A 23,367-nucleotide genomic window follows, 5' to 3' on the forward strand; every position below is an offset into this window, starting at 1 on the left:
TCGTTCTCCCTCGTCCAGCAGCCGCGTCACCGAGGAGGTGACTTCTCGCGGCGAGATTACCCAACGTTGTCTTTTGATAACGGTTCGTCCGTTATGGGGGTGCTCCGCGGTCCCAGCCTTCCGTGGCGGCGCCGCATGCCTTCCACGAACTCCCTGCCCTCGGAGGTGAGTTGGTCCGACCCCAGCAAAAGGGTAAGCGCATCGGCCACCTGCTCGCGGTACTCGGCGCAGCGCAGTCGCGCCGTTCTTCTGCTTCTGGCCGGGACGCCGTCCCTCGCGGCTATTCGGCCCCACAGGTCGGCGAGCGCGAGATGCGCGTAGGCACCCTGGAGCATGGCGCCCAGCGGGCGCGGGTCGGTGCGCCAGCCGACGCTGTAGACGGCCTCGCGGTCGCCGTGGTGCAGCGTGACCAGGTCGCCGAGCACGGCGAGCTTGCTGTGCTGCACCTCGTGGACGAGTACCTCGGCCATCTCCTCGGCCGTGCCGGGCAGCGTGGTGAGCACCGCCCAGGGCGCCGACCAGCAGGTGGCGCTCACCGGTCCCGCCGCCTCTTCGCGTACGACCGGCACCAGCGCCCTGACGAGACCGGCGACCTCGGCCGCCCGCTCCGGGTCCGTCTCGCGCAGCAGGCCGAGCGCCGCTTCCCACACCTCAAGCCAGGGACGCGTCTCACGGGAGGTGCGCAGGTGTACGGGTGAGAAGCCGGCGAGGTCGCCCCCGGCGCACAGATACGGGTCCCGGTCGTCGAGCACGCCCACGCCGCCCGGCAGGCCGGACAACGGCCGCCAGCCACAGGAGCCGTCGGCTCCCTCCGCCTCGCCAGGACGCCGCTCGGCGCGCAGCCGCGGGCCCTCGTGGGTGACCCGCACATGTATGGCGGGCGCCGAGGTCACACCGCCGCCGAGGCCGGGGAGGGTCAGCGCGCCGTGCCGGACGGGGAGCGTGGCGTCCGACTCCAGACCGGCGCGGGACGCGGCAGTCGCCGCTACGGCGCCGAGGTCCGAGAGCGCCGCTTCGAACGCCTCGGGTTCGAACGCGTCGAGCGCGGCCACCAGCCAGGCGCCGACGGCGGGATAGCCGAGCGTCTCGCGTGCCGCGCCGGGATCGTGGGCCTCGGCGCGCTCCAGCAGGCTCCAGTGGTCACGGAACGCGCGGATGGCACGGGGGGACACCGTTTCGCGCTCGGCGCGGGTGAGGAGTGTCTTCAGCAGCAGGAGGCGGGTGCTGTGCAGCCCGTCCCGCAGCAGCGCGGTGTCCTCGGCAGCAGGTCGGGCGTCGCCCCATCTGTGCGGTGCCGGGCTCTTCACGGCGAAAGGTCGTACCGGTGGCGGCATCGTGAACCCGGCTTTCAGGGAAGGAAATTGGCCGGATCACGCGGCACGTCGGCGCCCAGCTCGGGCACGGAGTGCCGTTCGTCCTGCCGGGGCGGCGTGCCCGCGCAGCGGTTGGGTCCGCGCCCCTCGCCGCCCTCGGCCGCCCAGAAGAGCCGGAACTTCTCGGGTACACGCAGCGCCCACTCGACGGCGGCGGCCACTGCCGAGTCGTCCGACGTACGGAGAGTCCGCAGGTCGATGCCGCTGAGGTCGGGCAGAGGCGCCGAGCCCCCGCTCTGTTGCCCCGGGCCTCGGGACGTGCCACCGGTCCGCTTCGGCACGCTCATCTCCTCCCTGACGCCCCGCCCGGGGGCGGTAAGCACGGATGATGTCTCTTTCCCGGGCCATGTATACGGAAACCCGTTCGGTCCTGGGGGCCGTCGCATTCGGCCGCCGCTCCCCCTCGTCCCCCCTCATCCCGTCACTGCGGGGCCAGTTCGGTGACCCGGGCGCGGGTCTCCCTGACCTCGGACCAGGGCACCTCGGCCAGATGGTTGGCCAGCCGCTGCCACTCGGCCGCCGCCGCGCGGTAGTCGGCCAGCGCCTCGTCCCTGCGGCTCGCCCGGCGGTGGAAGTCGCCCCGCGCGTGCAGCGCGCGGGCCACGGTGACCGACCCGGACGGCTTGCCGCCCTCCTCGGCCTCCTCCAGTGCGTTGGTGAGGTCGGCGCCCGCCTGCTGGAACTGGGGCGCGTCCTCGGGGAACAGGGCACGGGCCCTGCCGAGCGCGAGCCACGCTGTCGCGCGGCGCTCGGCCTCCGGGTCCTGGCGTGCCGCCTGCTCCAGCAGATGACACCCCTCGTACAGGTCGGGCCTGAAGCCCTCGCGTTCGTAGCGCAGCAGCAGCACCTTGCCGAGCAGCAGCGCGGCTCTGCTGATCACCCGGCTGCCTACCGGGGCACGCGTGAGCGCCTCGCGCAGGATCCCCTCGGCGCGCGGGATGTCGTTGGCCTCCGTGAGCAGCATCTCGCCCCATTCGGTGAGGAGTTCGCCCCGCTGGGCACTGTCCCGCACGGTCAGTCGCTCCGCCTGTGCGTACGCTTCGGCCGCCTCGTCCCAGGCGCTGCTCTCGCGCAGCACCCGGGCGCGCTCCCGCGCGCAGCGCAGGTTCAGATCGCGGCGCTCGCCCGCCGCCTCGCGGGCCCGCTCCAGGACCCGCAGGCGCTCGCCGGGGCCGGCGCCCGTCAGGCTCAGCGCCGCTGCCAGGTCCAGGAGGGCCGTACAGCGCTGGCCCGCCGCATCGTCGCCGGCGGCATCGTCGCCGCCCGCGCCCGCCCGCCCGCCGGTGGGCCGCCCGGAAGCGGGCGGCTCGGCCGTCGCGGGTCCTGCTGAGGGGTCGGAGGTCTCGGAGGCGCGGTCTGCCAGCATCTCGCTCGCTTCGCGGAGTTCACGAACGGCTTCGGAGGCCGCCCGTCGGCGGTGTTCTGGAGCGGCACGGGCCAGCGCGAGCAGCACCCGGCCAAGGCGGAGTTTACGGGTGCGCTCGGCGTTGGCCCGCAGTGGCGGGGCCTGACCACTCGTGTCGGCGAGGGAGCGCAGCAGACGCTCGGCATGCAGCAGATGCGCCGTCGCGCCCTGTATGCGCCACAGGTCGTGCTCCACGGCTGCCCGCTCCAGCAGCGTGCCGGGCTCCTCGCCGGTGAGCAGCGTCGCGGCGTCCCGCAGCAGCGACTCCTCGCCCATCGAGGTGAGGCGCGCGGTGCGGGTGCCCGCGAGGGCGTGCAGCACCTGCGCGAGCACCAGCCGTGAGCGCTCGCTGTCGCCCTCGGCAGCGCGCGCCGCCTCGGCCACCGAGCGCGCCTGGTGCAGGAGTTGGGCGTCGCCCTGGGCACGCCACAGGGCCAGCAGCCGTTCGGCCTCGGCGACCTGGTCGGTCGCCGAGTGCTCGGGGAGGTAGAAGCGGACGACCTCGGCGGGGATCTCGGCGAACAGCTCGTCCCCGACCTCCGCGGTCTCGCCAGCGCCGTAGTCCTCGTAGCCCCCCGTGTGCCCCTCGCCGTATCCCCTGCCGCTCGCCCCGCCGTCGCCCGGCTCCCGGCCGGGCGGTGGCTGCGGCGGGCTGCCGGGGCGGCCGGTGAGCTGGGCGACGGCGAAGGCAGGGAAGTTGCGGGTGCCCTTGCCGAAGCGCTGGGCCACGTAGTCCGACAGGTGCTTGAGGATGAGGACGGCGGCGCCCTTGTCGAGCGACTGGAGCAGCAGTTCGGTGACCCCGGGTGCGAAGGCGTAACGGGGCCCCTCGGCGCCGTCCCTGTCGGGCAGCCGCTCCAGCAGCCCGGAGAGCAGCACCTCGGCCAGCTCCAGGGGCCCGGTGTCGGGGAGCATCGACTCCTGGACGAGGTGGATGACCGGCAGCAGCAGCGGTACGACGGCCAGGTGCACGGCGAGGTCGACCGCGCCGGGCGAGGCGGTGTTGCGGAACTCGCGCAGCAGCGTGCGCGGCGGGACGGTACCCGGCGCCGAGACGGGCGGCGGCATGGCCGGGTGGCGGGGCAGCACCCAGGCGGCGGCCCCGGGAACGGTCCTGTCGCCGTAACCGCCCAGCAGCCGCGCCCAGTTGCCGAGCGCCTCGGGCGTGGGCAGCAGCACGGGAACGGGCACGGCTTCGGGTGACGGCTGCGGCGCGTAGCCGTCGGACTCGAAGGTGACGCGCCCGCCCGCGCCCCGCTCGCGCACGAGCAGCCCCGGTTCGGCCGGCAGCGCCGTGCGCGGCCACAGGCGGGGCGGCAGGGGCTGGACGACGGCCAGCGGCGCGCGGCCCGTCCAGTGGTGCAGCAGGCGCTGGGCACGCCCGTCCTGCCACAGGGGCCCCACGCAGTCGCTGACGACCAGGGTGAGGCGGCGGCCCGTGGTGTCGCGGTACTGGTCGGCGGGGCGCAGCCGCGTGGTGCCCTCGGCAGGGCCTGTTCCTATGAGCGGCACGCCGTCCCTGGCACGGTGCAGATAGCGCACCTGCACATCGCCGAAGGCGCCGAGCTGCTCGAAGGTCTGGCGCAGCCGTTCGAGGGTGGGCTGCCAGACGGACGCCGTGGCCGAGGCGTCCATCAGCAGCTGGATCTCGGTCGCCCTGCGCGGCTCCGTGCCGAAGACGGGACGTACGGCCGTGCTGCGCGCGCTGAGGTCGGCCGTCGCCTCCTCGTCGAGCCCTCCGGCCGTGGGCGGCAGCGGCGGGCGGTAGCGGTGCAGGGGGCGCAGTGCGTGCTGGAGTTCGAGCAGTCCCGACAGGGCGCCCGCCGCCGGCGCCCGTACGGGAAAGCCGCCCGCCATGGCGCCGCCGTGCCGCAGCGGCGCGTACAGCGAGACGGGCGCCGTACGCTCGGGGCCCACCGGTGGCGCTTCGACCGGTGAAGGGCGCTCCGGGGGTGACGGCATGGGCGGCTCCGCGTGACGCGTACGGGTCCCGGAATAGCGGAGCCTGGTGGAGTCCTCGTCGGAAACGTCCTGAGACCGCTGCCCCGTCCACCGCGCCAGCCACACGGCCTCGGCGACCTCCTCGGAGGAGGGGTCCCATCCGGCGGCGCGCAGGCGTGCCACCAACTCCGCGAGCCCGCCGGCCAGTTGGTCGGCCGACGGCGCGGCGCGTGGCTCCTGGCGCGGCTCGCTCATCGCCACGTCACCTCGGGCGGTCCAGCGGACGCAGCAGCATCTCGGCGAGCCGGTCGCGGGTGACCCGCTCGGCGCCTGAGGCACGCTGTGTCAGGAACAGGGCGTTGAGCAGTTGGTCCGTCGCGACGACCTGGCCGGGCTCGCGCCGCAGGAAGCGCTCGACCAGTTCGCTGCCCTCCTCCAGCGCCTCCTCGCCCAGATGGGCCGTGACCATGGCCGCCAGCTGCTTGTCCCCCGGTGGTTTGAGGTCGAGCTGGATGCAGCGGCGCAGCAGCGCGGCGGGGAAGTCGCGCTCGCCGTTGGAGGTGAGCACGATGAACGGGAAGACGGTGCAGCGCACCCGCCCGCCCTCGACGGCGACCTTGGTGCCGTCGGCCGTGAGCACCTCGGTGACCGGCTCGCGCTCCGCGATGCGCTCCAGCTCGGGGATGGTGAACTCGCCCTCCTCCAGCACGTTCAGGAGGTCACTGGGCAGGTCGATGTCGCTCTTGTCCAGCTCGTCGACGAGCAGGACGCGCGGCAGCGGCGGCTCGCCAGGACCCGCCGGCGGTGCGGGCAGCAGCGCCGTGCCGAGCGGTCCCAGGCGCAGGTACGAGCCGATCGGCGGCCGTACACGCGCGGCGCCAGGACCGGCAGGCCCGTCAGCAGCCGCCCTGTCGAGCTGGACGTCCTGGAGCCTGCCGATGGCGTCGTAGTGGTACAGCCCGTCCTTGAGGGTCGTACGGCTCACGACGGGCCAGCGCAGCACCCGGCCCAGGCCCAACTCGTGTGCGACGGCGTGCGCGAGGGTCGACTTGCCCGTGCCGGGGTTGCCCGTGACCAGGAGCGGGCGGCGCAGATAGAGCGCGGCGTTGACCGCCTCGACCTCTTCGGGGCGCGGGTGCAGGCTCTCGACGAGGCGGCGCTGCGCGCCCAGCCGCCGCGCGGTGTCGACACCGTCCACACCGCCGGGCCCGTCGCCGCCGTCAGGAGCGCCGGTGCCGGTGCCCGTTCCGGCGAAGTCGCGCCAGGGTGGCGGTTCGGGCAGCCCGCGCACTCCCTCGTGCGGGACGCCCGCTCCACGGTAGATGCGCCAATCGCTCACGGTGTGCTCCTCCCGGCTGCCGGCTGCCTGTGCATGAGCGGAGGCTCGCGAAGTGGACCGCCCCCCGGGACCCTGTGGGGCGGATCGTAGAGCAGGACGATATGCCGTGCCCAGGCCGTTCCCGGGTCCGGCGCCTCCTCGTCCGCGTTACCGGTGCGCAGGGTCCGTATGCGCACCGGTAGCTGCTCTGCCGAGTGTGCCTCACGGAGCAACTCGGCGGCACGCTCGTGGAATTCCCGGCAGTCGGTGTGCCCACTGGCCGAGTGGCGCCACAGCGCGACCGCGTGCCCCGCGGCGAGCGCCGCCGCCATGGCCCGTGCGCCCGGCCCCTCACCTGTGCGCGCGCAGTAGATGGGAACCGCGCCCGCGGGGGCCTCACGCAGCCGCCCGTACGTGGCCTGTCCACCCTCGGGGCGCGGCGCGTCGTGGCCGCCCGCGGACATCTCGCCACGCAGTGGTACGGCTTCGAGGGGACCACCGGCTACGCCACCCGCGCGCGCGACCCACTCGGGTGTGAGGCCGTGGTCCTTGCGCAGCCGGTCGCGCAGCACGACGAGTCTGCGCTGGCCCAGGGGCAGCGTGTGCGGGTTGAACGGGTCGGCCGGATCGTGCGGCCGTGCACGCCACTGGTCGACCGGTTCGTCGAACAGGGCGCGCGGCAGCATGAATTCGACGGCCGCCAGATGGTCGCCCACGTCGCACTTGTCCAGCGCGGCGGAGAGCGCGCCGCGCACCGACTCCTCCAGCCTCGTACGGGGCGCGTCCTCGCGGCTCTGCGCGACGGTCTGCTGCGACCGGGGCAGCTGCTCGCCGCCGGTCTCCTCCTGGCCCTCCAGGAGGACCACACGCCAGGAGTGCCGGCCGGTGCCGTAGATGTCCGGGTCGATCTCCACCAGCACGTCGGTGTGCGCGGAAACGGCGGCCCCCTGGCCCGCGAGGACGCGCGGCACCAGGGCCCGTACGACGTCGTTGCGCAGCGGCAGCGCCGTGGCCTCGACCCACTCGCGCAGGTCGGCCAGCGCACGCGCAGGGGGTGTGCACGCCGAACGGGTCAGCGTGGCGCACACCTGTGCCGCGTACAGCACCACGGCCTCCAGCGCGAGGTCGCGGGAGGGCTCGTCCTCGGGGGTGCGGCCGTCGCGCGGGTCGTAGAGCAGGCCCGCGCCCTCGCGCCAGCTGCGCGGGTCGTGGTCGCGCAGGTTGTACGGCGCCTTGAGGACGACGTTCCGTGCCTCGTTGGCCAGTTGCAGCACCTGGCCGGCCGCCGCGGGGGGCTCCAGCTCGGCGAAGAGCGCGTACAGCCGTGCCCTGCGGTCGGCCGTGAACCCGTGTGCCGCCTCGCCCGCAGCGGGGCCCAGCCGCGCGTGCAGCCGGGGCCAGCTGTCGCCCGGCGCGTGGTACCGGTCCAGATGGTGTCTGTCGTGCGCGGAGAGCACCTCGTGCAGCACGCGTGCCCCGCCCGCTCCGGCGTCGCACAGCTCACGCAGCGCGGTCACGGGTGTGGCGAGACCCGAACCCGGCTGCCTGCCCTTGCTCTTGCTCACCCCGATGACCGCGCCCCGCCGCACATCGATCACGGGCCCGCCCGAGCAGCCCTCCGTCAGCTGGTCACCGCTCAGCATCACGGGCCCCTCGCTGCCTCCCATGGCGGTGCCGCCGCCGGAGAAGAACAGGGGCTCGCCCTTCACGGGCCCCGGCATCCACCCGTACAGCCCGATCTCCGCCGGGGTGAGGGCCGAACGGTCGCTCAGCCACAGGCAGTCGGCGTCGCGCGCCTCGGGCACCCTGATCAGCGCGAGGTCAGGGAACGGCCAGGGGGAGGGCGGCGCGTGGGGATCCTCGGGCCGAGGCAGCCCGAAAGCCAGCTCGCCGGCGAGGACTTCATCGTCCCCGATCGTGATGCCGATGGCCCGATCCCCCCTCCACACGGCCGGGGCGCCCTTGCCCACGACATGGGCGCACGTGAGGACCCATCCGGGCGCGACGAAGAAACCGCTCCCCCAGAACACGGTTTCCCGCGCGCGCCGTTCCGCACTGCCGGCGGTCCCGGCGGCATCCGCACATCCGCTGGTTCCGCTGGTTCCGCTGCGTCCGTCATACCCGTCCCCGGGCGCCCCGATGCGCACCACTGACGCGCGGACGGCGCGTTCGATGCCGGCGGGGGCGTTCACGCGGCACACCGCGCGCATCGCAGCACGCCGAATCGCGGCCCCTCGCTTCTCGCGGCTCGCCCGTCGTACACAACGACCCCCATATACGCCCCGTTCCCCCGTGGCTCCACTCCGTGAGACTCGTGAGGTAGCAGGGTAGTCCCCGTGTCCGACAGACGGGAGGGGGAGCCCGATAACAGGACGGCGGCGTCCGGGAGTTGGGGCAGATCCGCCTAGCTGGAGCGCCTGCGCAGGCGGGGGGACGGGAGGGGCCAGGAGTCGTCGGAGGTGGTGTCGGGCGGATCGTAGAGAACGGCGAGTCCGGTGGCCCAGTGGGCCTCAGGGCGCTCCTCGGCCAGACCTGTACGGGCCGTGGTGACGAGGTCGAGCAGGTCGTAAGCGTCGGCAGCGCGCCGCACCATGTCGTGGACGTGCTGTTCGAACTCCTCGGTGTCGTGCCCCTCCGCGTCCCTGCACCACAGAGCGAGGCCGTACCCCACACCGAGGGCCATGTCCATCGCCTCCGCTGCGGGCCCGCCGGAGACCGGGCCCGGGTGGACGGGAACGGCGTTCATGGGGTGCGCCATGAGCGCCTCCCTCGTCTCGTCGGCCGAGGCCCCCGGCGCCAGCAGCCGCACGGGCACCAGTTCGGGGCCGAGCCCCTGGTGCACACCGTCCCAGCGGGCGCGGCGCTGCGCCGACTGCCCGCGCTCGTGGTGCGCGACGGTGACGTCACGCAGGACGCCCAGGGGGTAGCCCTCCCTGTCCGCACGCCAGTTGTCGACGGGGAGGTCGAACAGAGAACGTTCGACGGAGAGCTGGATGCGTGCCCCGCGCTCCACGAGGTCGCTCAGCTCTATCGCCGAGGCGAGCGGCGAGGACAGCTCGGGCTCCAGTTCGCGCAGCAGTACGGGCCGGGCCGCCGCGTCCGTCGTGGAGAGGTGACGGCCGCCGTGCCTGACCTTGACCCGCCACCTGTAGCGGTCCTCGGCCGCGCCCACCGGCTCCACCTCGATGAGCACACCCGCGTGTTCCTCCGGCGACGCGGCGGCGTCGGGTGCCGGGCGGGGAGCGAGCACCCGCCACACGGCCTCGCGTGCGGGCTCGAACTCCAGGGTCCGCCCGATCGACTCGGCCCAGGCGCGCAGCTGCTCGCGCGGCTCTTCGGGGCGGCTCCCGCCGGTCTCGGCCCACACGTGGGCCGCGTACAGGGTGACGGCCTCCAGCTCCCTGCCCGGGTGCGCGTCGTAGCCGCCGCGCAACAGGGCGGCGCCGTCACGCCAGTTGATGCCCCTGCCGCGTACGGCCGATGACAGGAGCAGCGTTTCCGTCACCCTGCCGACCAGGGACCCGACGAGCGCCGCCGAACGGGGCGGCTCCATCCGGGCGAGGATGCCGTACAGACGTGCGCGGCGTGCGGGGTTGAGGGCGTTGGGCGGGTCGTCGTAGGAGGTGAAGGTTCCCGGCCAGCTACTGGCACCGATTTCGTCCAGTTCCCTCCCATGGTGGAGGTCGTGCGCACGGACGAGGTCGTTCCAGGACGGGACGCTCTCGGTACGGTCCGCCGTCGGGAGCTGGGCCCAGCGCCCGGCGCCGGGCTCGGTGACGGTGAGCAGGCCGACGGTCTCACCCGTCGCCGCGTTCAGTACAGGGGCGCCCGCGTACGGGACGCGCCCGTTCGCCGCCATGGACAGACGCAGGGCTCCGGCCTCCGGCGCGCGGACGCCTTCGGTGAGCGAGGTGAACACCGGGCCGCCGCCCGGGAGTCCGTCGGACCACCCGTAGACCGCCAATTCCGTACGGCCGCGCGGTGGGAGATCGGCCAGCCACAGGCAGCGCTGATGTCTCGCGGACGGTACGTGGAAGAGCGCCAGGTCCCGCTGCCGGCGCGCCCTGGCCCACTCGACCTGCTCGGCCGGCAGCCGCTTGCCGTCGGCGGTGACGACCTTGACGCGCCGCCTGGTCCAGCCGTCGCGCGCCGTGGTGACGACCCACTGGGGGGCGACGAAGAACCCGTTGATCCAGGGCACGTCGGCCCCGGCCTCCAGGCGCACCGTGGCGGCGCGTACGAGGTCGACGGCCGGAGCCCGTCCGGGCGTGGGCACGACGGACGTGGACCTGACGGGCGTGGAGGCGACGGGCGTGGGCGTCCCCGAGGTCGGCGTCCCCGTGGTCGGCGCCCCGGAGGCGGGCGCGGCCGGTGTGGGGGCCACGGGGGCGCGCTGGTCCTTCAGCGTGCGCACGGCGGGGCTCTCCTCCCCCGGCGCGAACCCGAAGCGGCGTACGACCGTGGCGGGCACCTCGGCGAAGGCGGGGGGCAGGGTGTGTGCGGGCACCGCACGGGGGCGGGCCGCGTGGCCGGGAACCTCGACTCCCGTAGCGGTGCGGGTGCCGTCGCCTGCCCCGGACCCGGGCCCGGAGGCGGAGCCGTCGCCTGAGCCGGTGCCGGTGAGCCGGGCGACGGCGTATGCCGCGAAGTTGCGCTCGCCGCGCCCGAAACGGCGCTCCACGTAGTCGGAGACCTGCTTGAGGATGAGCACGGCCTCGCCCTTGGGGAGCGAGCGCAGCAGCCGTTCCTGGACGCCCGGCGCGAAGGCGTACTCCCCTTCGGGTGCGCCCTCCGCGCGGCGCAGCAGACCGCTGAGGACGACTTCGGCGAGGACCTCGGGGCCGCTCTCGGGCAGCATGGCGCGCTGCACGAGCTGCATGGCGGGCAGGGCGAGCGGCGTCGCCGAGAGGCACACGGCGAGGTGGACGGCCTCGCGGGACGCGGTGCGGCGGAACGCGCGCAGCCGGTCGGCGGGGTCGCGTTCGGGCACAGGGGGGCGGGGCCCGGCCGACGGGTGGCCGGGGCGTACCCAGGCGGCGGCTCCGGACTGGGAGAGCCCCGTGCTGCCTGACAGGAGGCGGGCCCAGGTGTGGAAGGCGTCCCGGTTGAGGCCGAGCACAGGTACGGGCAGCGCGTGTGGTCGCGGGGCGTCCGCACCGTCGGCGGGGGTGAACCGCAGACGGGTGCCGCGCCCTTCGCGGCGCCGTAGCGTGCCGGGGTGTGCGGGCAGATGAGTGCGCGCCCACATGCGCTGGGGCAGCGGCTGGACGAGTGCTACTGGTGCGGTGCCCGCCCAGTGGTGCAGCAGGCGCTGCATACGTCCCGCGCGCCACAGGGGCCCCGCACAGTCGCTGAGGACCAGGGTGAGCTGCCTGCCGGTGCCGTCCCGCAACTGCTCGGCGTGCCGGGCAGGGCCCCGCCCTTCCCTGTCGGGGCTCGCCAGGAGCGCACCGTCCTGGCCCTCGCGCACGTACTGCGTGCGTACCTCCCGGAAGGCTCCCGTGACCGCGCAGATTCCGGCCAGCTCGTCCAGCGCTCCCTGCCACAGAACGGTGGAGCTGGACAGGTCCATCACCAACTGGAGCCGCGCTTCGCGCCGTTCTGCGGTACGGAGTACCGGCAACAGCAGCCCGGTCTCGGCAGCGCGCTCGGCCGTCGCCTGCTCGTCCAGGTGGCGTGCCGGGGTCCGCACGGGCGACTGGAAGCCCTGGAGGGGACGCAGGGCCCGCTGGAGGGGTAGGGAGGCCGGCAGCGCCGTCGCCGACGGGGCACGTACGGGCAGCACATGACCGTAGGCGCCGCTGCCGGTGCCGGTCGCGTGCCGGCCGTCCGTGCCCGCAGGCGGCCTGCCGGTGTGCAGCCCTGCCCGCTCCGCGCGGGAGGGCTCGTCCAGCCCGTCGCGTGATGAAGCGGCGTCCTGCGCGGTGGCGCCCCGCGCGCCCTGTCCCGCCGCCTCGGCAGCGTCCGTTGCCACGCCACCGCGCCCCTGCCCGTGTGCGTGCACCTGGGCCGGTGGCACGTGGCGTGCAAGCCACAGGGCCTCGGCCAGTTCCCGCGCGGTGAGCCCCGCATCGGCGCCTTCCTCGGGCCCGCGCACGCCTCGCAGCCGCTCGGCCAGTTCGGCGAGCGGAGAGCCGTGTGCGCCGTAGGTGTCGTGGGCGCTGTGGGTGTCGTGGGCGCTGTGCGGCGGGTGCATCAGCGGGGACCGCGTTCGCCGGAGTCGAGGGGCCGCATGAGGAGTTGCGCGAGGCGTTCGCGGTCGAGGGCCGGGGTGGCCACCTGCTGGGTCAGGTAGACGGCGTTGAGCAGCTGGTCGGCGGCGCGCAGGGAGCCGGGGCTGCTGGTCAGGAACGAGCGGATCAGCTCCTCGCGCGCGAGGTCACCGTCCGCGGAGCCGTCCGGGCCGCCGTCGGGCCGGGCTCCCTCCTGGCCGAAGTGCGCGTGCACGAGTGCGGCGAGCCGGTCGGCGCCGGCCTGGTCGTTGCCCGGCGAGGGCAGATCCAGGTGGAGGCAGCGGCGCAGCAGCGGGGGCGGGAAGTCCCGTTCGCCGTTACTGGTCATCACCACGACGGGAAAGGCACGGCAGCGCACCCGGCCGCCCTCGACGGCGACGCGGGTGCCGTCGTCGGTGAGCACGTCGGTACGCGGCTCGCGGTCGGCGATCCGCTCCAGCTCGGGGAGCGTGAACTCGCCCTCCTCCAGGACGTTCAGAAGGTCGTTGGGCAGGTCGATGTCGCTCTTGTCCAGCTCGTCGACCAGGAGCACCCGTGGCCGCTCGTACGGCAGCAGCGCCGTGCCCATCGGGCCCAGCCGCAGATAGCGGCCGATACCGCCCTCACCTCCCCCCTCGGCTGACGAAGCCTGCTGGCGGGCGAGTTGGGCGTCCTGGAGGCGCGCGATGGCGTCATAGGCGTACAGCCCTTCGCGCAGGGTGGCGCGGCTGACGATGGGCCAGCGCAGCACCCTGCCCAGACCCAGTTCATGGGCGAGTGCGTGCGCGAGCGTGGACTTGCCCGAGCCGGGGTCGCCGGTCACGAGGAGCGGGCGGCGCAAGTAGAGCGCAGCGTTGATCAGCTCCAGCTCCTCGGTACGCCAGGTGCCTCCCGGCGTTCCGCCCGTGGAGGTGCCCAGACGCCGGCCCGATTCCGAGCCGAGGCGGGGCACTCCTGGTACGGCGGGGCCGCCGTCGAAGTCACGCCAGGGCGGTGGCGGTGGCAGCCTGTCGATGCCGTCGTGCGGCTCTCCCGTGCCCCGGAAGACGAACCAGTCGGGGACGCTCACGGATCGCTCCTCGTCGCTCGTACTCTGTGGTCACTCGTGTGCGGAGTCGCTCGTGCTCTGTGGGCGGTTGTGCCCTGTGGGCGCTCGCAGCCTGTAGTTGCTCTTTGCTCTGTGCTCGCCCGTAGTTGCTCGCTCGTAGTCGCGCGTTCGCGGTTGCTGGCTCGTAGCCGCGCGCTCGTGGGCACTTGCCTGTAGTCGCGCGTTCGCGGTTGTCGGCACCAGTAGCCGCTCGCTCGCGGTGTCGGCGCCTGTAGCCGTTCGCTCGCGGTTGTCCGCGCCAGTAGTACCGCGGTTGCCGTTCGGACGCGCGCCGGGGCCGGGGGCTCATGGCGAGTCCAGCGGTTCGGTCAGCGTCAGTCCGGGCAGGGGGCGGCGCGGGTCGTCGTAGAGCAGGGTGAGGTCCTCGGCCCAGTTGGCCGCGGTGTCTCCCGTACTGATGCGCTCCCGTAGCACGCGCAGGCTCTCGGGCAGCGCTGCGGCGCGCCGGGCGCCTCGCACCAACTCCGAGGCCCGGGCGCTGAGTTCGCAATGCGGGACCGAGTCGCAGGTGTGCGGTCGCGTGTCCGTCCCGCTCCACAGCGCCAGCCCGTAGCCGGCCCGTACGACCTCGCGGAGCGTGGGCGCCTCGCAGTCTCCGGTGCGGCACACCACGGGCACAGCACGCGCGGGCGCCTCGCCGAGCTGGTCGGTGCGTGTGCGCAGGGGGAGCGCTTCGAGGGTGCCGTCGAGCGCCGCGTTCCAGCGCTTCTCCCAGGTGTCGACCGGAGCGCCCGTACGCGACACCTCCCGCAGGACGACCTGCCGGTGCACGCCGAACTGGCGGTCCTCGGGATCGGGCCGCAGGCCGCGCGCGACGAGGCCAGGGCGCCACAGGTGTACGTCGATGTCGAAGTGCTCCACAGGCGCAGCCAGTTCGAGCCGCGCGCGCCGCCTGTCCGTGTCGACGCGCGCGAACGCGGCGCGCAGCGGCTGGGCGAGTTGCTGAGGCAGCTCGTGCCGTGTCGCGCCCTGCCCGGTCTCCAGCCGCTCCCAGGCGCGCACGCTGTCCGGGTCGCCGGTCCAGGTCCAGATGCGCCAGTAGAAGCGCGCGTTCTCGCGCACGGGGTCCCGCGCGGCGCCCTCGCCCTGCGGGTAGTGGGCGGGCTCCAGCTCGACGGCGACGACGGGACCGCCGTCCTCCGTGTCGGCCGCGCGTGCGGCGACGGCGTGCGGCTCCGTGCGGCCCTGGCAGGGCGCGTGTTCGGCGTCTGGAGCCCCGTACTCCCTGTCCGCGACGTCAGGACCCGGCCGCGGCCCGGGCCCCGGTCCCAGCCCCAGTCCCGGTCCCGGCTCGGGCAGTGCGGCCTCTTCCGCGAGTGCCGCGAGCCGCTCCAGGAGCGCCCGGTGGGTGGGCGGGACCCGCTGGACGCGCTCCCGTGCCCAGTGGGTCAGCGCGGCGGCGGGCTCGGGCGCCGTATGCGCGCAGTCGGCTGCGACGGAGAACAAGTAGTGCAGAAAGGCGACTTCGTCGCCCTCCGCGCTCTCGTAGAGCCAGCCATGACCGTCGCGCCAGTCGCGGGGCGCCGTCGGCTCCCACCACAGGGGTTCCTCGCCGAGCACCGTCTCGATGTGGCTCTCGACGGTGGCGGGGTGTGCGGGCGCCGGCAGTTCGGACAGCAGCGCGAGCGCCGTCAGGTGGTCCTTCGGCGTCCAGGTCGCCCACGGCCCGTCCGCAGCGCGCCCCTTGCGCAGCGCCTCCTGTGCGACGGCCCACGAGACCCCGCCGTTCGGGCGCCCGTACACGGCACGCCGGTCAGGGCCCGAGGCGTGGGGGCGCCGCATGTCCCCGGCCCCGTGCAGGGGATCGCGCCGGGCGCCGTAGCGCGTGTCGTACCGCCCGTCCTGCCGGGGATCGTGCCAGCGGTCGTGCGCGCGGATCAGCGCCCTGTACGGGTCGTCGCCCAGTCCCCGTTCGCCGCCGACGGGTACGGCAGAGGCGAAGGCGCGGAGCGCCGTGGTGGCGATGGCGAGGCCGCCGTCCTTGCCCGTCCTGCGTGCCTTGACGACGCCGGTGACCGCGCCCGTCTCCTGGTCGAGCACAGGGCCGCCCGAGACGCCGTGCGGCAGCTCGACATCGGGCCCGAGCAGCGCGCCATGGTGGCCGTGCGCCCCGCTGATCTCACACCTGCCGCTCCACGGCGCGGGCGGCGTACCCCGAGGGGCACCCGGCGCCGTCATTCAGCCGTGCGCCGTCACGCGGAAGGGCCGGTCGCACCGGTCGGTCAGCCACACACACGAGTGCGCGGTCTCCTCCAGCAGGCGCACCAGCACCAGGTCCTGTTCGGGCGCCCCTTCGCCGTCCATGAGCCAGTACCCCGCGCGGGCGCGCACCCGTCCGTGCTCGCCGTGCACGAGGAACGGGCGTGCCGCGTCCTCACCGAGCCGGGAGCGCGGCCCCGACTCCCCCGCGGGGCGCAGCACATGCGCGCAGGTGAGGACCCAGCCGGGCGCGACGAAGAAGCCGCTGCCCCACATCGCGTGGCCACCGGGCCCTTCCTGGCACCGCTCGTCCGGCCCGAGCCACACGGTGGCCCGGCCGACCAGTACCTCCAGCCGGGACGTCGTCATGCGCCCTGCGAACCGCCGCCGACCCCGCCGGCCCCGCCGCTCCGGCCGCCGCCTCCGTCGTTCGCCCCGCCTCCGTCGTTGCTCCCGGCTGCGTCGTTCCCCTCGCCCCGGGACCCGTCGTTCCCGCGCCCACCATCCCGGCGCCCGTCGTTCCCGCGCTCATCGCTCCCGCGCCTGTCGTCCTGGCGCGCGTCGTCCTGACGCTCGTCGTCCTGGCGCGCGTCGTTCCCGCGCCAGGTGAGCGTCACGGTCACGGATGCCTTGGCCTCGCCGTCCGCGATGACGGCGGCCAGCGCCTTGCCGGGTTTGACGGCCAGTTCCACGCCGAACGTGGCGCTCACCTCGTCGGGCCTGGCCCCCCGCGCGGCGTTCAGTACGGCGGTACCGACACCGCTGATCACCTCGTTGAGCTGCTGCGCACGTGCGATCAGCTGGTCCCGCGTTCCGACGTCGTCGTACTGGAACTCCTCGACGCCCTCCGGGGCCTCGCCGTCCTCCAGCACCTGCACGCGCGCCAGTACCGTCTCGCCGCCCGGCAGCCGCACTTCCCTGATCTCCCGCTCCACCGCTCCCCCTCGCCCGTTCATCCGTCAGCCGACATCTGTCACCCGTCTCCCGTCACCGTCAGGCGGAAGACGACGCCTGCCACGCGTCACGCGCCACCCGTCCTCCGCCATGTGTCACGCGGAAGCCGGTCGGCACCGTGTGCCCAACGTCATTCCCCAGGGCCCACATTGAACAGCTCACACGCCCTCTCGCGCGACCACACGTGGGAGTGCAGGCTGAGACCGTGCGCGTGGTGACCTGGAACCTGTGGTGGCGGTTCGGACCGTGGCGTGAGCGGCGGCACGCCGTCCTCGCCGTGCTGCGAGAGCTGCGGCCCGACGCGGTGGGCCTTCAGGAGGTGTGGGCCTCGCCCGACGAGAACCTCGCCGGGTGGCTCGCCCACGAACTGGGCCTGCACTGGACATGGGCGGCCTCCCCCGCTCCCGGGCGCTTCCGGCGGCGGGCGGGGCCCGAGGACGCCGCCGTGGACGTGGGCAACGCGATCCTGAGCCGCTGGCCCCTCACCGACAGGGCCGTCATCCGGCTGCCCGCGCCCGAACGGAAGCCCGACGACGGACGGCTCGCCCTCGGCGCCACGCTCCAACGCCCCGGTGCCCCCGTGCCGTTCTTCACCACGCACCTCACCTCTGACGCCGCGGCGTCGGCCACCCGCTGTGCGCAGACCGCCGCGCTGGCCCGCTTCACGGCCGACCGCACCGCAGCGTGCGGCAGCCACCACCCTCCGGTGCTCACCGGTGACTACAACTCGCTCCCCGACTCCGACGAGATGCGCCTCCTGAGCGGTCTGCGTACCGCGCCCGCCGTACCGGGCCAGGTCCTCTACGACGTCTGGGAGTTCGCCGACCCGGCCGAACCCTCCGCCACCTGGGGGCCGGCCAACCCGTATGTGCCCTCAGGGCCGGCCGCGCGGGTGGACTACATCCACACGGGGCCTCCGGCGCCCGACGGGCTCGGGGACGTACGCGCCGTACGACGCGCGGGGTTCGGCCCCGTCGACGGCGTGTGGCCCTCGGACCACGCCGCCGTCGCCGCCGATCTGGGGGACGGGGAGGAACGCGAGGACGGGCAGCGCGAAGGGGACGGCGGCGCACCGAAGCACCGCGCACCGGGACGCCACGGACCGGACCGTCACCGCACGGAGCGCCAAGGACCGGACTGAGCACCCCGTGCTGTCCGGAAACGGGCCCGAGCGCCAGGTGTCAGCCCGGCCAGGGCAGCCAGGCACGGAGGCGGAAGTCCCCGTCGTCCCAGCCGTGTTCGAGGTGGCCGCCCGCGAGGTGCGCGCGCTCCGTGAGGCCGACGAGGCCCTGTCCCGAACCGGGGACGGCCGGGTGTGCTCCCTCGTGGTGCTGGGGCTCCTTTCCTGGGTTGCGGACCTCCACGGTCAACCCCTGGCCCGGTCCGCCGCGCACGCTGACGGAGACGGGCACCTCCGGGCCCGGGCCATGCTTGCGCGCGTTGGTCAGCCCTTCCTGGACGATGCGGTACGCCGTGCGCCCCGTGACGGCGGGCACCCCTCCCTGCTGCGCCCCTCCCTGCTGCACTTCTTCCCGCTCCCCCGCTTCCCCCTCCCCCGGGACCTCCCGGACGAGCGTCACACGGGCCCCGGCGCCGCGGGACTCCTCGACCAGTTGTTCCAGGTCGGCGAGTACGGGCTGTGGACGCTCGTGCGCCTCCGGTGCGCGCAGCACGCCGATGATCTCCCGTAGGTCCTGGAGCGCCTCGTGCGCGCTCTCCCGGATGACTCCGGCGGCGCGGCTCACCTGTTCGGGATTGCCGCCCGGGTTGAACTCCAGCGCACCCGCGTGCACGCTCAGCAGCGACAGCCGGTGCGCCAGTACGTCGTGCATCTCGCGCGCGACATCCTCCCGCGCCTCGCGCCGCGCATCGGTGGCCGCGTGCTCGGCGCGCTCCTCCAGCGAGGCGATGAGCTGCCGACGGGAACGGACGAACGAGCCCCATCCGAGCGCGCAAGCGACCAGCGCGAAGAAGGTGAGAGCCGAACCCGTACGCGGGTCGTCGGCGGGGGGCCCGCTCGCGAGATAGAACGGCAGCGGCGCGAGGCCCAGCGCCGCCACCCAGCCCGTCACACGGGGAGGGCGTGTCGCCGCGACCGTGAACAGCGCGACCAGGCATGGCCCCGTCATGAAGTGCGAGAACTTTCCGCTCACCAGCAGCAGGACCGCCAGCGCGACGGGCCACCGCCGCCGTACGAACAGCGCGGCGCACGCCACCCCGCCCGCGGCCTGCTCCGCCAGCACGGCCGTCCCGGAGATGTCGGATCCCGCCACGACGGAGTCCGCCGTCACCAGGAAGAACAGCGCCGCGAACAGGAACATCCCGATGTCGGCCAGCCAGTCCTTGCCGGTGCGCCGCACAGGAGTTCCCCCACGCGGGCGCACCGCATCCCGCCACCGGCCGTCACACACCCACGCACGCGCCCGCCGCACGCCGCGCGGCCCGAGCACACCGCGCACCCGGAGCCACTGGCGACCGGCGCGGCCCGAGCGCTCATCGGCCCCGGAACGCTCGACAGCCCCGGACGACGGGTCACTGGACGACAGGTCACCGGACGACGGGTCACCGGGCCCGGGACGATCGCGGCGCTGGGAAGAATGGCCCATACCCGCGAATCTACGGCCCGCCCCACGGCACCCGGCAGCGCCCGCCGCATACGGAGACCTTTGGACGACACCTGCCACCCGGATCCGTGACTTTCGTCGGCCGGCCCCAGACCAAGGCCCGATCCCCCGGCGCCCCGCCGCCGCCGAGCCTGACTGCATGAAGAACTTTCTGGGCCTCGTCGCCTTCCTCCTCATCACGCAGGGCGTCGGCGGTCTCCTCCATGAGGTCACCGGCGGCTGGTTCCGGATGTGGACCCTGGTCCACCGCATCGGCTTCCTCGACGGCTACGAGGTCTATGTGTGCGTGCTCCTCATCGCACTGGGCGTCGCCGTCGGCGGCGCGAGCGCAGCCGTCAAACGGGACAGCTGACCACGCCCGCGAACGCGGCGGCCGACCCCGCCCGCGCACCGGGCAGCCGCCGCAACGGAGTGCCGGCCGCAGCTCACCCCCGTTTGACGCGCCCCCGTACGGCGAGCACGGCGAGGCCGAGCAGTACGGGCCCTGTGAAGCGCGCGCCCTTCTCCACGTAGGAGCCCGCCCGGGTCAGCGGCTGGCCACTGGCGCGGAAGACGACGGAGTTGACCACCACGTCGGTCGCCTTCAGCGCGCGTTCCGCGTTGAAACGTGCGGGGAACGGCGCACGCAGCGTAGGGGCCTGCTTGCCCACCACCCGTGCGCCCGCGAGGTGTTCGCGCGCAGGCGTGTCGGGCAGGCCGACGGCCAGCATCAGCAGCACCGTCGCCAGCATCGCGCCCACCAGCCAGCCCAGCGCCCGCGAGGCACGCAGCCCGTACCCGGACAGCGCCCAGTACGCCTGTAGCAGCCACCGTTCCGCGTGCCGCCAACCGCGGCTGTACCGGCGCATCTCCATCTCGCCGTAGTAGAAGTCGGCGGCTCCCGGCTCGTCCTTGGCGTCCTCTCTGGCCTTACGGAGCTGCCGGTAGACCGTGGTGAGCGTGGCCAGTCCCGGCACGGCGCCGGGCTCCGCTGGCGGCGGGCCCCAGTCGTGCCGCGAGGGTCTGCGTCTGCCGGGCAGCGCGCGCCATTCCCGTTCCTCGTTGATGATCTGCCGCTTGGCGCACCAGCGCGGCAGCCCACGCGCCCACCGCACCCCGCCGGGCGCCGACCGCAGCCGCCAGATCCCCTCCAGCCGTATCTGGTCCAGGTGGTGTGCGCCCGCGAACGCGCACCCGCTGAGGTCCACTTCGGCGAGCAGCAGCATGGCGGCGTCGACACCGCGCAGCGACGTGACGGCGACCGTGGGGCCGGGCCCGTACTCCTGGTCGAGCGCGTCCAGCACGGCCACCAGCGGGGGCTCGCGGTCGAGGTCCCCGAGCCCGGTGAACGTCGTGACCCTGCAGGGGTGCAGCAGCAGTACCCGGTCCAGGTTCACCCGCGCGTACCGGGCCGAGATGACCGTCGGCCCCTCGAACCGTGTCTCTCCCAGGAGGATCCCCGGCGCGACCGCCTCGATCACGACGGGCACCATGAAGTGCGCCGCGCGCAGCCCGAGTTCCCCTTTGCACACCACGGGCCCGAGTTTCGAGGTCGCCATGAAGACGGCGTGCGGGAAGGAGACGCGTTCACCCGAGACGACTCCCCAGAAGCTGGTCTCGCCCCGGAAGACCACATGCCGGAAGGTGGGCCCCCTGGAGCCCTCCTCACAGGGGAAGACGGCCCGCGCGAAGACGGCCTCCTGCTCGAAGACGGCCCGGTCGAACCGGGCCACGTCCGCCGCGACGACATGGCCGGGGTCATGGAAGTGCGCCTTGTAGAACGACGCTTCCGCCCTGAACTCGGCCCCCGCGAAGCAGGCCCCCACGAACCTGGCTTCAGGGAAGCGCGCACGGCCCTCGAAGACCGCACCGGAGAAGTCCACCTCCCCGCTGAACACCGCGCGGCCGAACGGTACTTCCCCCTGGAACACAGCGCCCGCGAACCGCCCCGCCCCGATCCGCAGCCGCCCGTCCTCACCCCTGAACCGTTCCAGCACCGCGGCCAGCAGCCCCGCGTCGACCTCGGTACCCCGCAGATCCAGGTCACCCCCCGGCTCCCACTCCGCCAGGACCACGCCCCGTTCCTCGTCCAGGAGATGCCGCAGACACCGCCCGTACAACCCCGCCACCACACCCCGGCACCCCACCGCGCTCCCGCCCCCGAACCCACAACACGCCCACTCCGGCGCCCCACTCCACGTCCCGTCCATGCCCCGATCACACCAGGACCGCGCACCCCACGCAGCCCCCCACACATCCACGCCCAAGTACGAACGGGGCACCGGGGCCTGGCACCCTCACGGGCCGTCACGCTGCTTCGCTACTCCGGGGCGGCGACGGCACCACCGCCGACGCTCCACCCGGCTGGAAGAGAACTGCCCGCGCCAGCGGCCCTGTCACCGCCACGTTCTACGATCGCGCCCATGAACGTGCACAGACGGGACAGCAACGGTCAGAACAGCGACGCATCACCGGGCAAGCACGTGTGCGGGAGGGCTCAGTAATGAAGAAGGCACATACGGCATTCGATGTGGACGCGTTTCTCGCACGGCCGTTGACCGCTCGCATCGCGACGCGGGGGCCGACGGTGCGGCCGACGTGGTTCCTGTGGGAGGACGAGGCGTTCTGGATACTGACCGGCTCATGGGCACGGCTGGAGGGCCTGGTGCGGGAGCATCCGGCCGTGGCGCTGGTCGTGGACGAGTGCGATCTGGCCACGGGGCTCGTACGGCAGGTGATCGCGCGCGGACGTGCCGAGGTGCTGCCGTTCGACGCGGAGCGGGGATGGCGGAAGCTCAGCCGCTACCTGGGCCCCGACGAGGACAAGTGGGATGAGCGCTTCCGCCACTACCTGCGGGACGACCCGGCGGAGAAGGGCACCGTATGGGTGAGGTTGCGCCCTGACCGGATGTCGGTGAAGGACCTCAGCTACGCGCCCACGTAGGCACCACCCGCACACGGGCCCCGCATACCCTGTTCAGGGACCGAATCAGAGCCATCCGCACCCTGGAGCAGAACCGTGTACTTCACCGACCGTGGCATCGAAGAGCTGGAGAAGCGGCGCGGCGAGGAAGAAGTCAGTCTCGCGTGGCTGGCCGAACAGCTGCGGACGTTCGTGGATCTGAACCCGGACTTCGAAGTACCGGTGGAGCGGCTGGCGACCTGGCTGGCGCGACTGGACGACGAGGACGAGGACGACGAGTAAAGGCTCTCTCCCGGATAACGCCAATAACATCAATACCGCTGACAACGCCGATAACGCAGCTCCTTCCCCACCGCCTCTACGAAAAACGAGGGGCATTGCCTGTCGCACCGTAAGGGAAGAGGGAACCCACGAACTCCTCACCGTTCGGCGGGAACGCGGGTTCCGTAACCCACACGGGTAATTTCCGCTCGGCGAGCGCGAGTTGGGAGAATCGATTCACCCCTTACCTGATAGGGGGCGACGACCTCTACCGACGCCTGCGATGATGATCCGAAAATCGAGGAATTATTGCTTCCGCGATTCCCGCCTTGGATTCTTCTTTCTGTTCACCTGAAAACCAGTGAACAGTCATCAGCACCGCACGACCTGAAGAATCGAGGCACGAATGAAGGTTCGTAATTCCCTTGCTGGACTCGGTATGAGCGTGGTGCTCGCGCTCGGCGTCGGAGGGGCCATCGCCCCAGGGGCCCAGGCGTCGACGCCCGCCACCGCGTCGACCACCTCGGTGGTGGCGAACGCCGACTACTCGATCGTGGACTCCAAGTCGAAGCGCAAGACGAGCGGCACCGCGTCCAAGGCCGGCCGCACCACACAGGCCGTCCCCCCGAAGCGCGCGTCGCTGCGCTGCTGGAACCCCTCCCTCCGGGGCCGGTACTTCTCCGTCTCGTGCTCCGGGCGGGCCTACCGGGTCTTCGTGGACTGCTCGAACCGGGTCCGCTACATCACCCCGGTACTCTCCGGCTCCAAGCGCGTCACCATGAGGTGCCCGGCCGGCACCCGGGCGCTGCGCGGCGGCGCCTACGGCCGCTGACCACCGACCCCACCTGAACACCACGCCGCGAGCCGCCCCCACCTCCGGCTCGCGGCCCTGGCCATACCGACGCCCCGCACTCCACCCCGGTGCGCATGACCAGGCATGGGACGCGTCTCGGTCGCCAGGACAATCCGCGGCTGCACACCGAACCCCCCGGACCACCCCTCCCCGCACCCCGCCTCACCCCCGCGCGATACCGCCCCCAGAGCCCGACTTGAAGGCTCCACCCCTTCAC

At 73.6% G+C, this 23,367-nt stretch carries 17 protein-coding genes; 5 read left to right on the forward strand and 12 right to left on the reverse strand.

What is annotated here, in order from left to right; all coding sequences use genetic code 11:
• Positions 1-56: 56 nt before the first annotated feature.
• The 10 genes from NMN56_RS25520 to NMN56_RS25565 form a co-directional block, all read right to left on the reverse strand.
• On the reverse strand, positions 57-1,307 hold the full coding sequence (locus tag NMN56_RS25520) for an aKG-HExxH-type peptide beta-hydroxylase (RefSeq protein WP_274040656.1): 1,251 nt from the start codon (positions 1,305-1,307) through the stop codon (positions 57-59).
• A gap of 41 nt (positions 1,308-1,348) precedes the next feature.
• Positions 1,349-1,654: a hypothetical protein gene (locus NMN56_RS25525; protein ID WP_274040657.1), complete on the reverse strand. Its 306-nt coding sequence runs from the start codon at positions 1,652-1,654 to the stop codon at positions 1,349-1,351.
• Positions 1,655-1,794: 140 nt separating this feature from the next.
• Positions 1,795-4,974 carry an SAV_2336 N-terminal domain-related protein gene (locus tag NMN56_RS25530; protein WP_274040658.1) on the reverse strand — a complete coding sequence of 1,060 codons (3,180 nt, stop codon included), beginning with the start codon at positions 4,972-4,974 and terminating at the stop codon, positions 1,795-1,797.
• Between the two features lie 7 nt (positions 4,975-4,981).
• A complete protein-coding gene (locus NMN56_RS25535; RefSeq protein WP_274040659.1) occupies positions 4,982-6,058 on the reverse strand; it encodes an AAA family ATPase in 1,077 nt (358 codons plus the stop codon).
• On the reverse strand, positions 6,055-8,229 hold the full coding sequence (locus NMN56_RS25540) for a VMAP-C domain-containing protein (protein ID WP_274040660.1): 2,175 nt from the start codon (positions 8,227-8,229) through the stop codon (positions 6,055-6,057). The genes NMN56_RS25535 and NMN56_RS25540 overlap by 4 nt, the downstream gene beginning before the upstream one ends.
• A gap of 212 nt (positions 8,230-8,441) precedes the next feature.
• Positions 8,442-12,233 (reverse strand): SAV_2336 N-terminal domain-related protein, encoded by a 3,792-nt coding sequence (locus tag NMN56_RS25545; RefSeq protein ID WP_274040661.1) that lies wholly within the window; start codon positions 12,231-12,233, stop codon positions 8,442-8,444.
• The gene (locus tag NMN56_RS25550; RefSeq protein ID WP_274040662.1) at positions 12,233-13,318 is read right to left on the reverse strand and encodes an AAA family ATPase; all 1,086 of its coding nucleotides are present in this window, start codon (positions 13,316-13,318) and stop codon (positions 12,233-12,235) included. The genes NMN56_RS25545 and NMN56_RS25550 overlap by 1 nt, the downstream gene beginning before the upstream one ends.
• Positions 13,319-13,642: 324 nt before the next feature.
• A complete protein-coding gene (locus tag NMN56_RS25555; protein ID WP_274040663.1) occupies positions 13,643-15,535 on the reverse strand; it encodes a VMAP-C domain-containing protein in 1,893 nt (630 codons plus the stop codon).
• A complete protein-coding gene (locus NMN56_RS25560; protein ID WP_274040664.1) occupies positions 15,536-15,925 on the reverse strand; it encodes a trypsin-like serine peptidase in 390 nt (129 codons plus the stop codon).
• Positions 15,922-16,491, reverse strand: a complete 570-nt coding sequence (locus tag NMN56_RS25565; RefSeq protein WP_274040665.1) for a CU044_2847 family protein — start codon at positions 16,489-16,491, stop codon at positions 15,922-15,924. The genes NMN56_RS25560 and NMN56_RS25565 overlap by 4 nt, the downstream gene beginning before the upstream one ends.
• Positions 16,492-16,715: 224 nt before the next feature.
• Between NMN56_RS25565 and NMN56_RS25570 the strand changes: the two genes are divergently transcribed.
• Complete coding sequence (locus NMN56_RS25570) at positions 16,716-17,651, forward strand: endonuclease/exonuclease/phosphatase family protein (protein WP_274040666.1); 936 nt, start codon at positions 16,716-16,718, stop codon at positions 17,649-17,651.
• Positions 17,652-17,691: 40 nt separating this feature from the next.
• On the opposite strand, the gene NMN56_RS25575 is transcribed toward NMN56_RS25570, so the two are convergent.
• Complete coding sequence (locus NMN56_RS25575) at positions 17,692-18,870, reverse strand: sensor histidine kinase (protein ID WP_280842658.1); 1,179 nt, start codon at positions 18,868-18,870, stop codon at positions 17,692-17,694.
• 403 nt (positions 18,871-19,273) lie between these two features.
• Between NMN56_RS25575 and NMN56_RS25580 the strand changes: the two genes are divergently transcribed.
• Positions 19,274-19,486: a hypothetical protein gene (locus NMN56_RS25580; protein ID WP_274040668.1), complete on the forward strand. Its 213-nt coding sequence runs from the start codon at positions 19,274-19,276 to the stop codon at positions 19,484-19,486.
• Positions 19,487-19,559: 73 nt separating this feature from the next.
• Here the strand turns inward: NMN56_RS25580 and NMN56_RS25585 are convergent, their stop codons facing one another.
• Positions 19,560-21,245: a pentapeptide repeat-containing protein gene (locus tag NMN56_RS25585; RefSeq protein ID WP_274040669.1), complete on the reverse strand. Its 1,686-nt coding sequence runs from the start codon at positions 21,243-21,245 to the stop codon at positions 19,560-19,562.
• 371 nt (positions 21,246-21,616) lie between these two features.
• On the opposite strand from NMN56_RS25585, the gene NMN56_RS25590 reads away from it, so the two are divergent.
• The 3 genes from NMN56_RS25590 (at position 21,617) to NMN56_RS25600 (ending at position 23,129) form a co-directional block, all read left to right on the forward strand.
• Positions 21,617-22,057 carry a pyridoxamine 5'-phosphate oxidase family protein gene (locus NMN56_RS25590; protein WP_274040670.1) on the forward strand — a complete coding sequence of 147 codons (441 nt, stop codon included), beginning with the start codon at positions 21,617-21,619 and terminating at the stop codon, positions 22,055-22,057.
• A gap of 75 nt (positions 22,058-22,132) precedes the next feature.
• The gene (locus tag NMN56_RS25595; protein WP_274040671.1) at positions 22,133-22,318 is read left to right on the forward strand and encodes a DUF6104 family protein; all 186 of its coding nucleotides are present in this window, start codon (positions 22,133-22,135) and stop codon (positions 22,316-22,318) included.
• A gap of 418 nt (positions 22,319-22,736) precedes the next feature.
• Positions 22,737-23,129 carry a hypothetical protein gene (locus NMN56_RS25600; RefSeq protein WP_280842659.1) on the forward strand — a complete coding sequence of 131 codons (393 nt, stop codon included), beginning with the start codon at positions 22,737-22,739 and terminating at the stop codon, positions 23,127-23,129.
• The last annotated feature ends 238 nt before the right edge of the window (positions 23,130-23,367 follow it).

Origin of the sequence: Streptomyces iconiensis (assembly GCF_028657195.3) — a bacterium.
GTDB lineage: Bacteria > Actinomycetota > Actinomycetes > Streptomycetales > Streptomycetaceae > Streptomyces > Streptomyces iconiensis.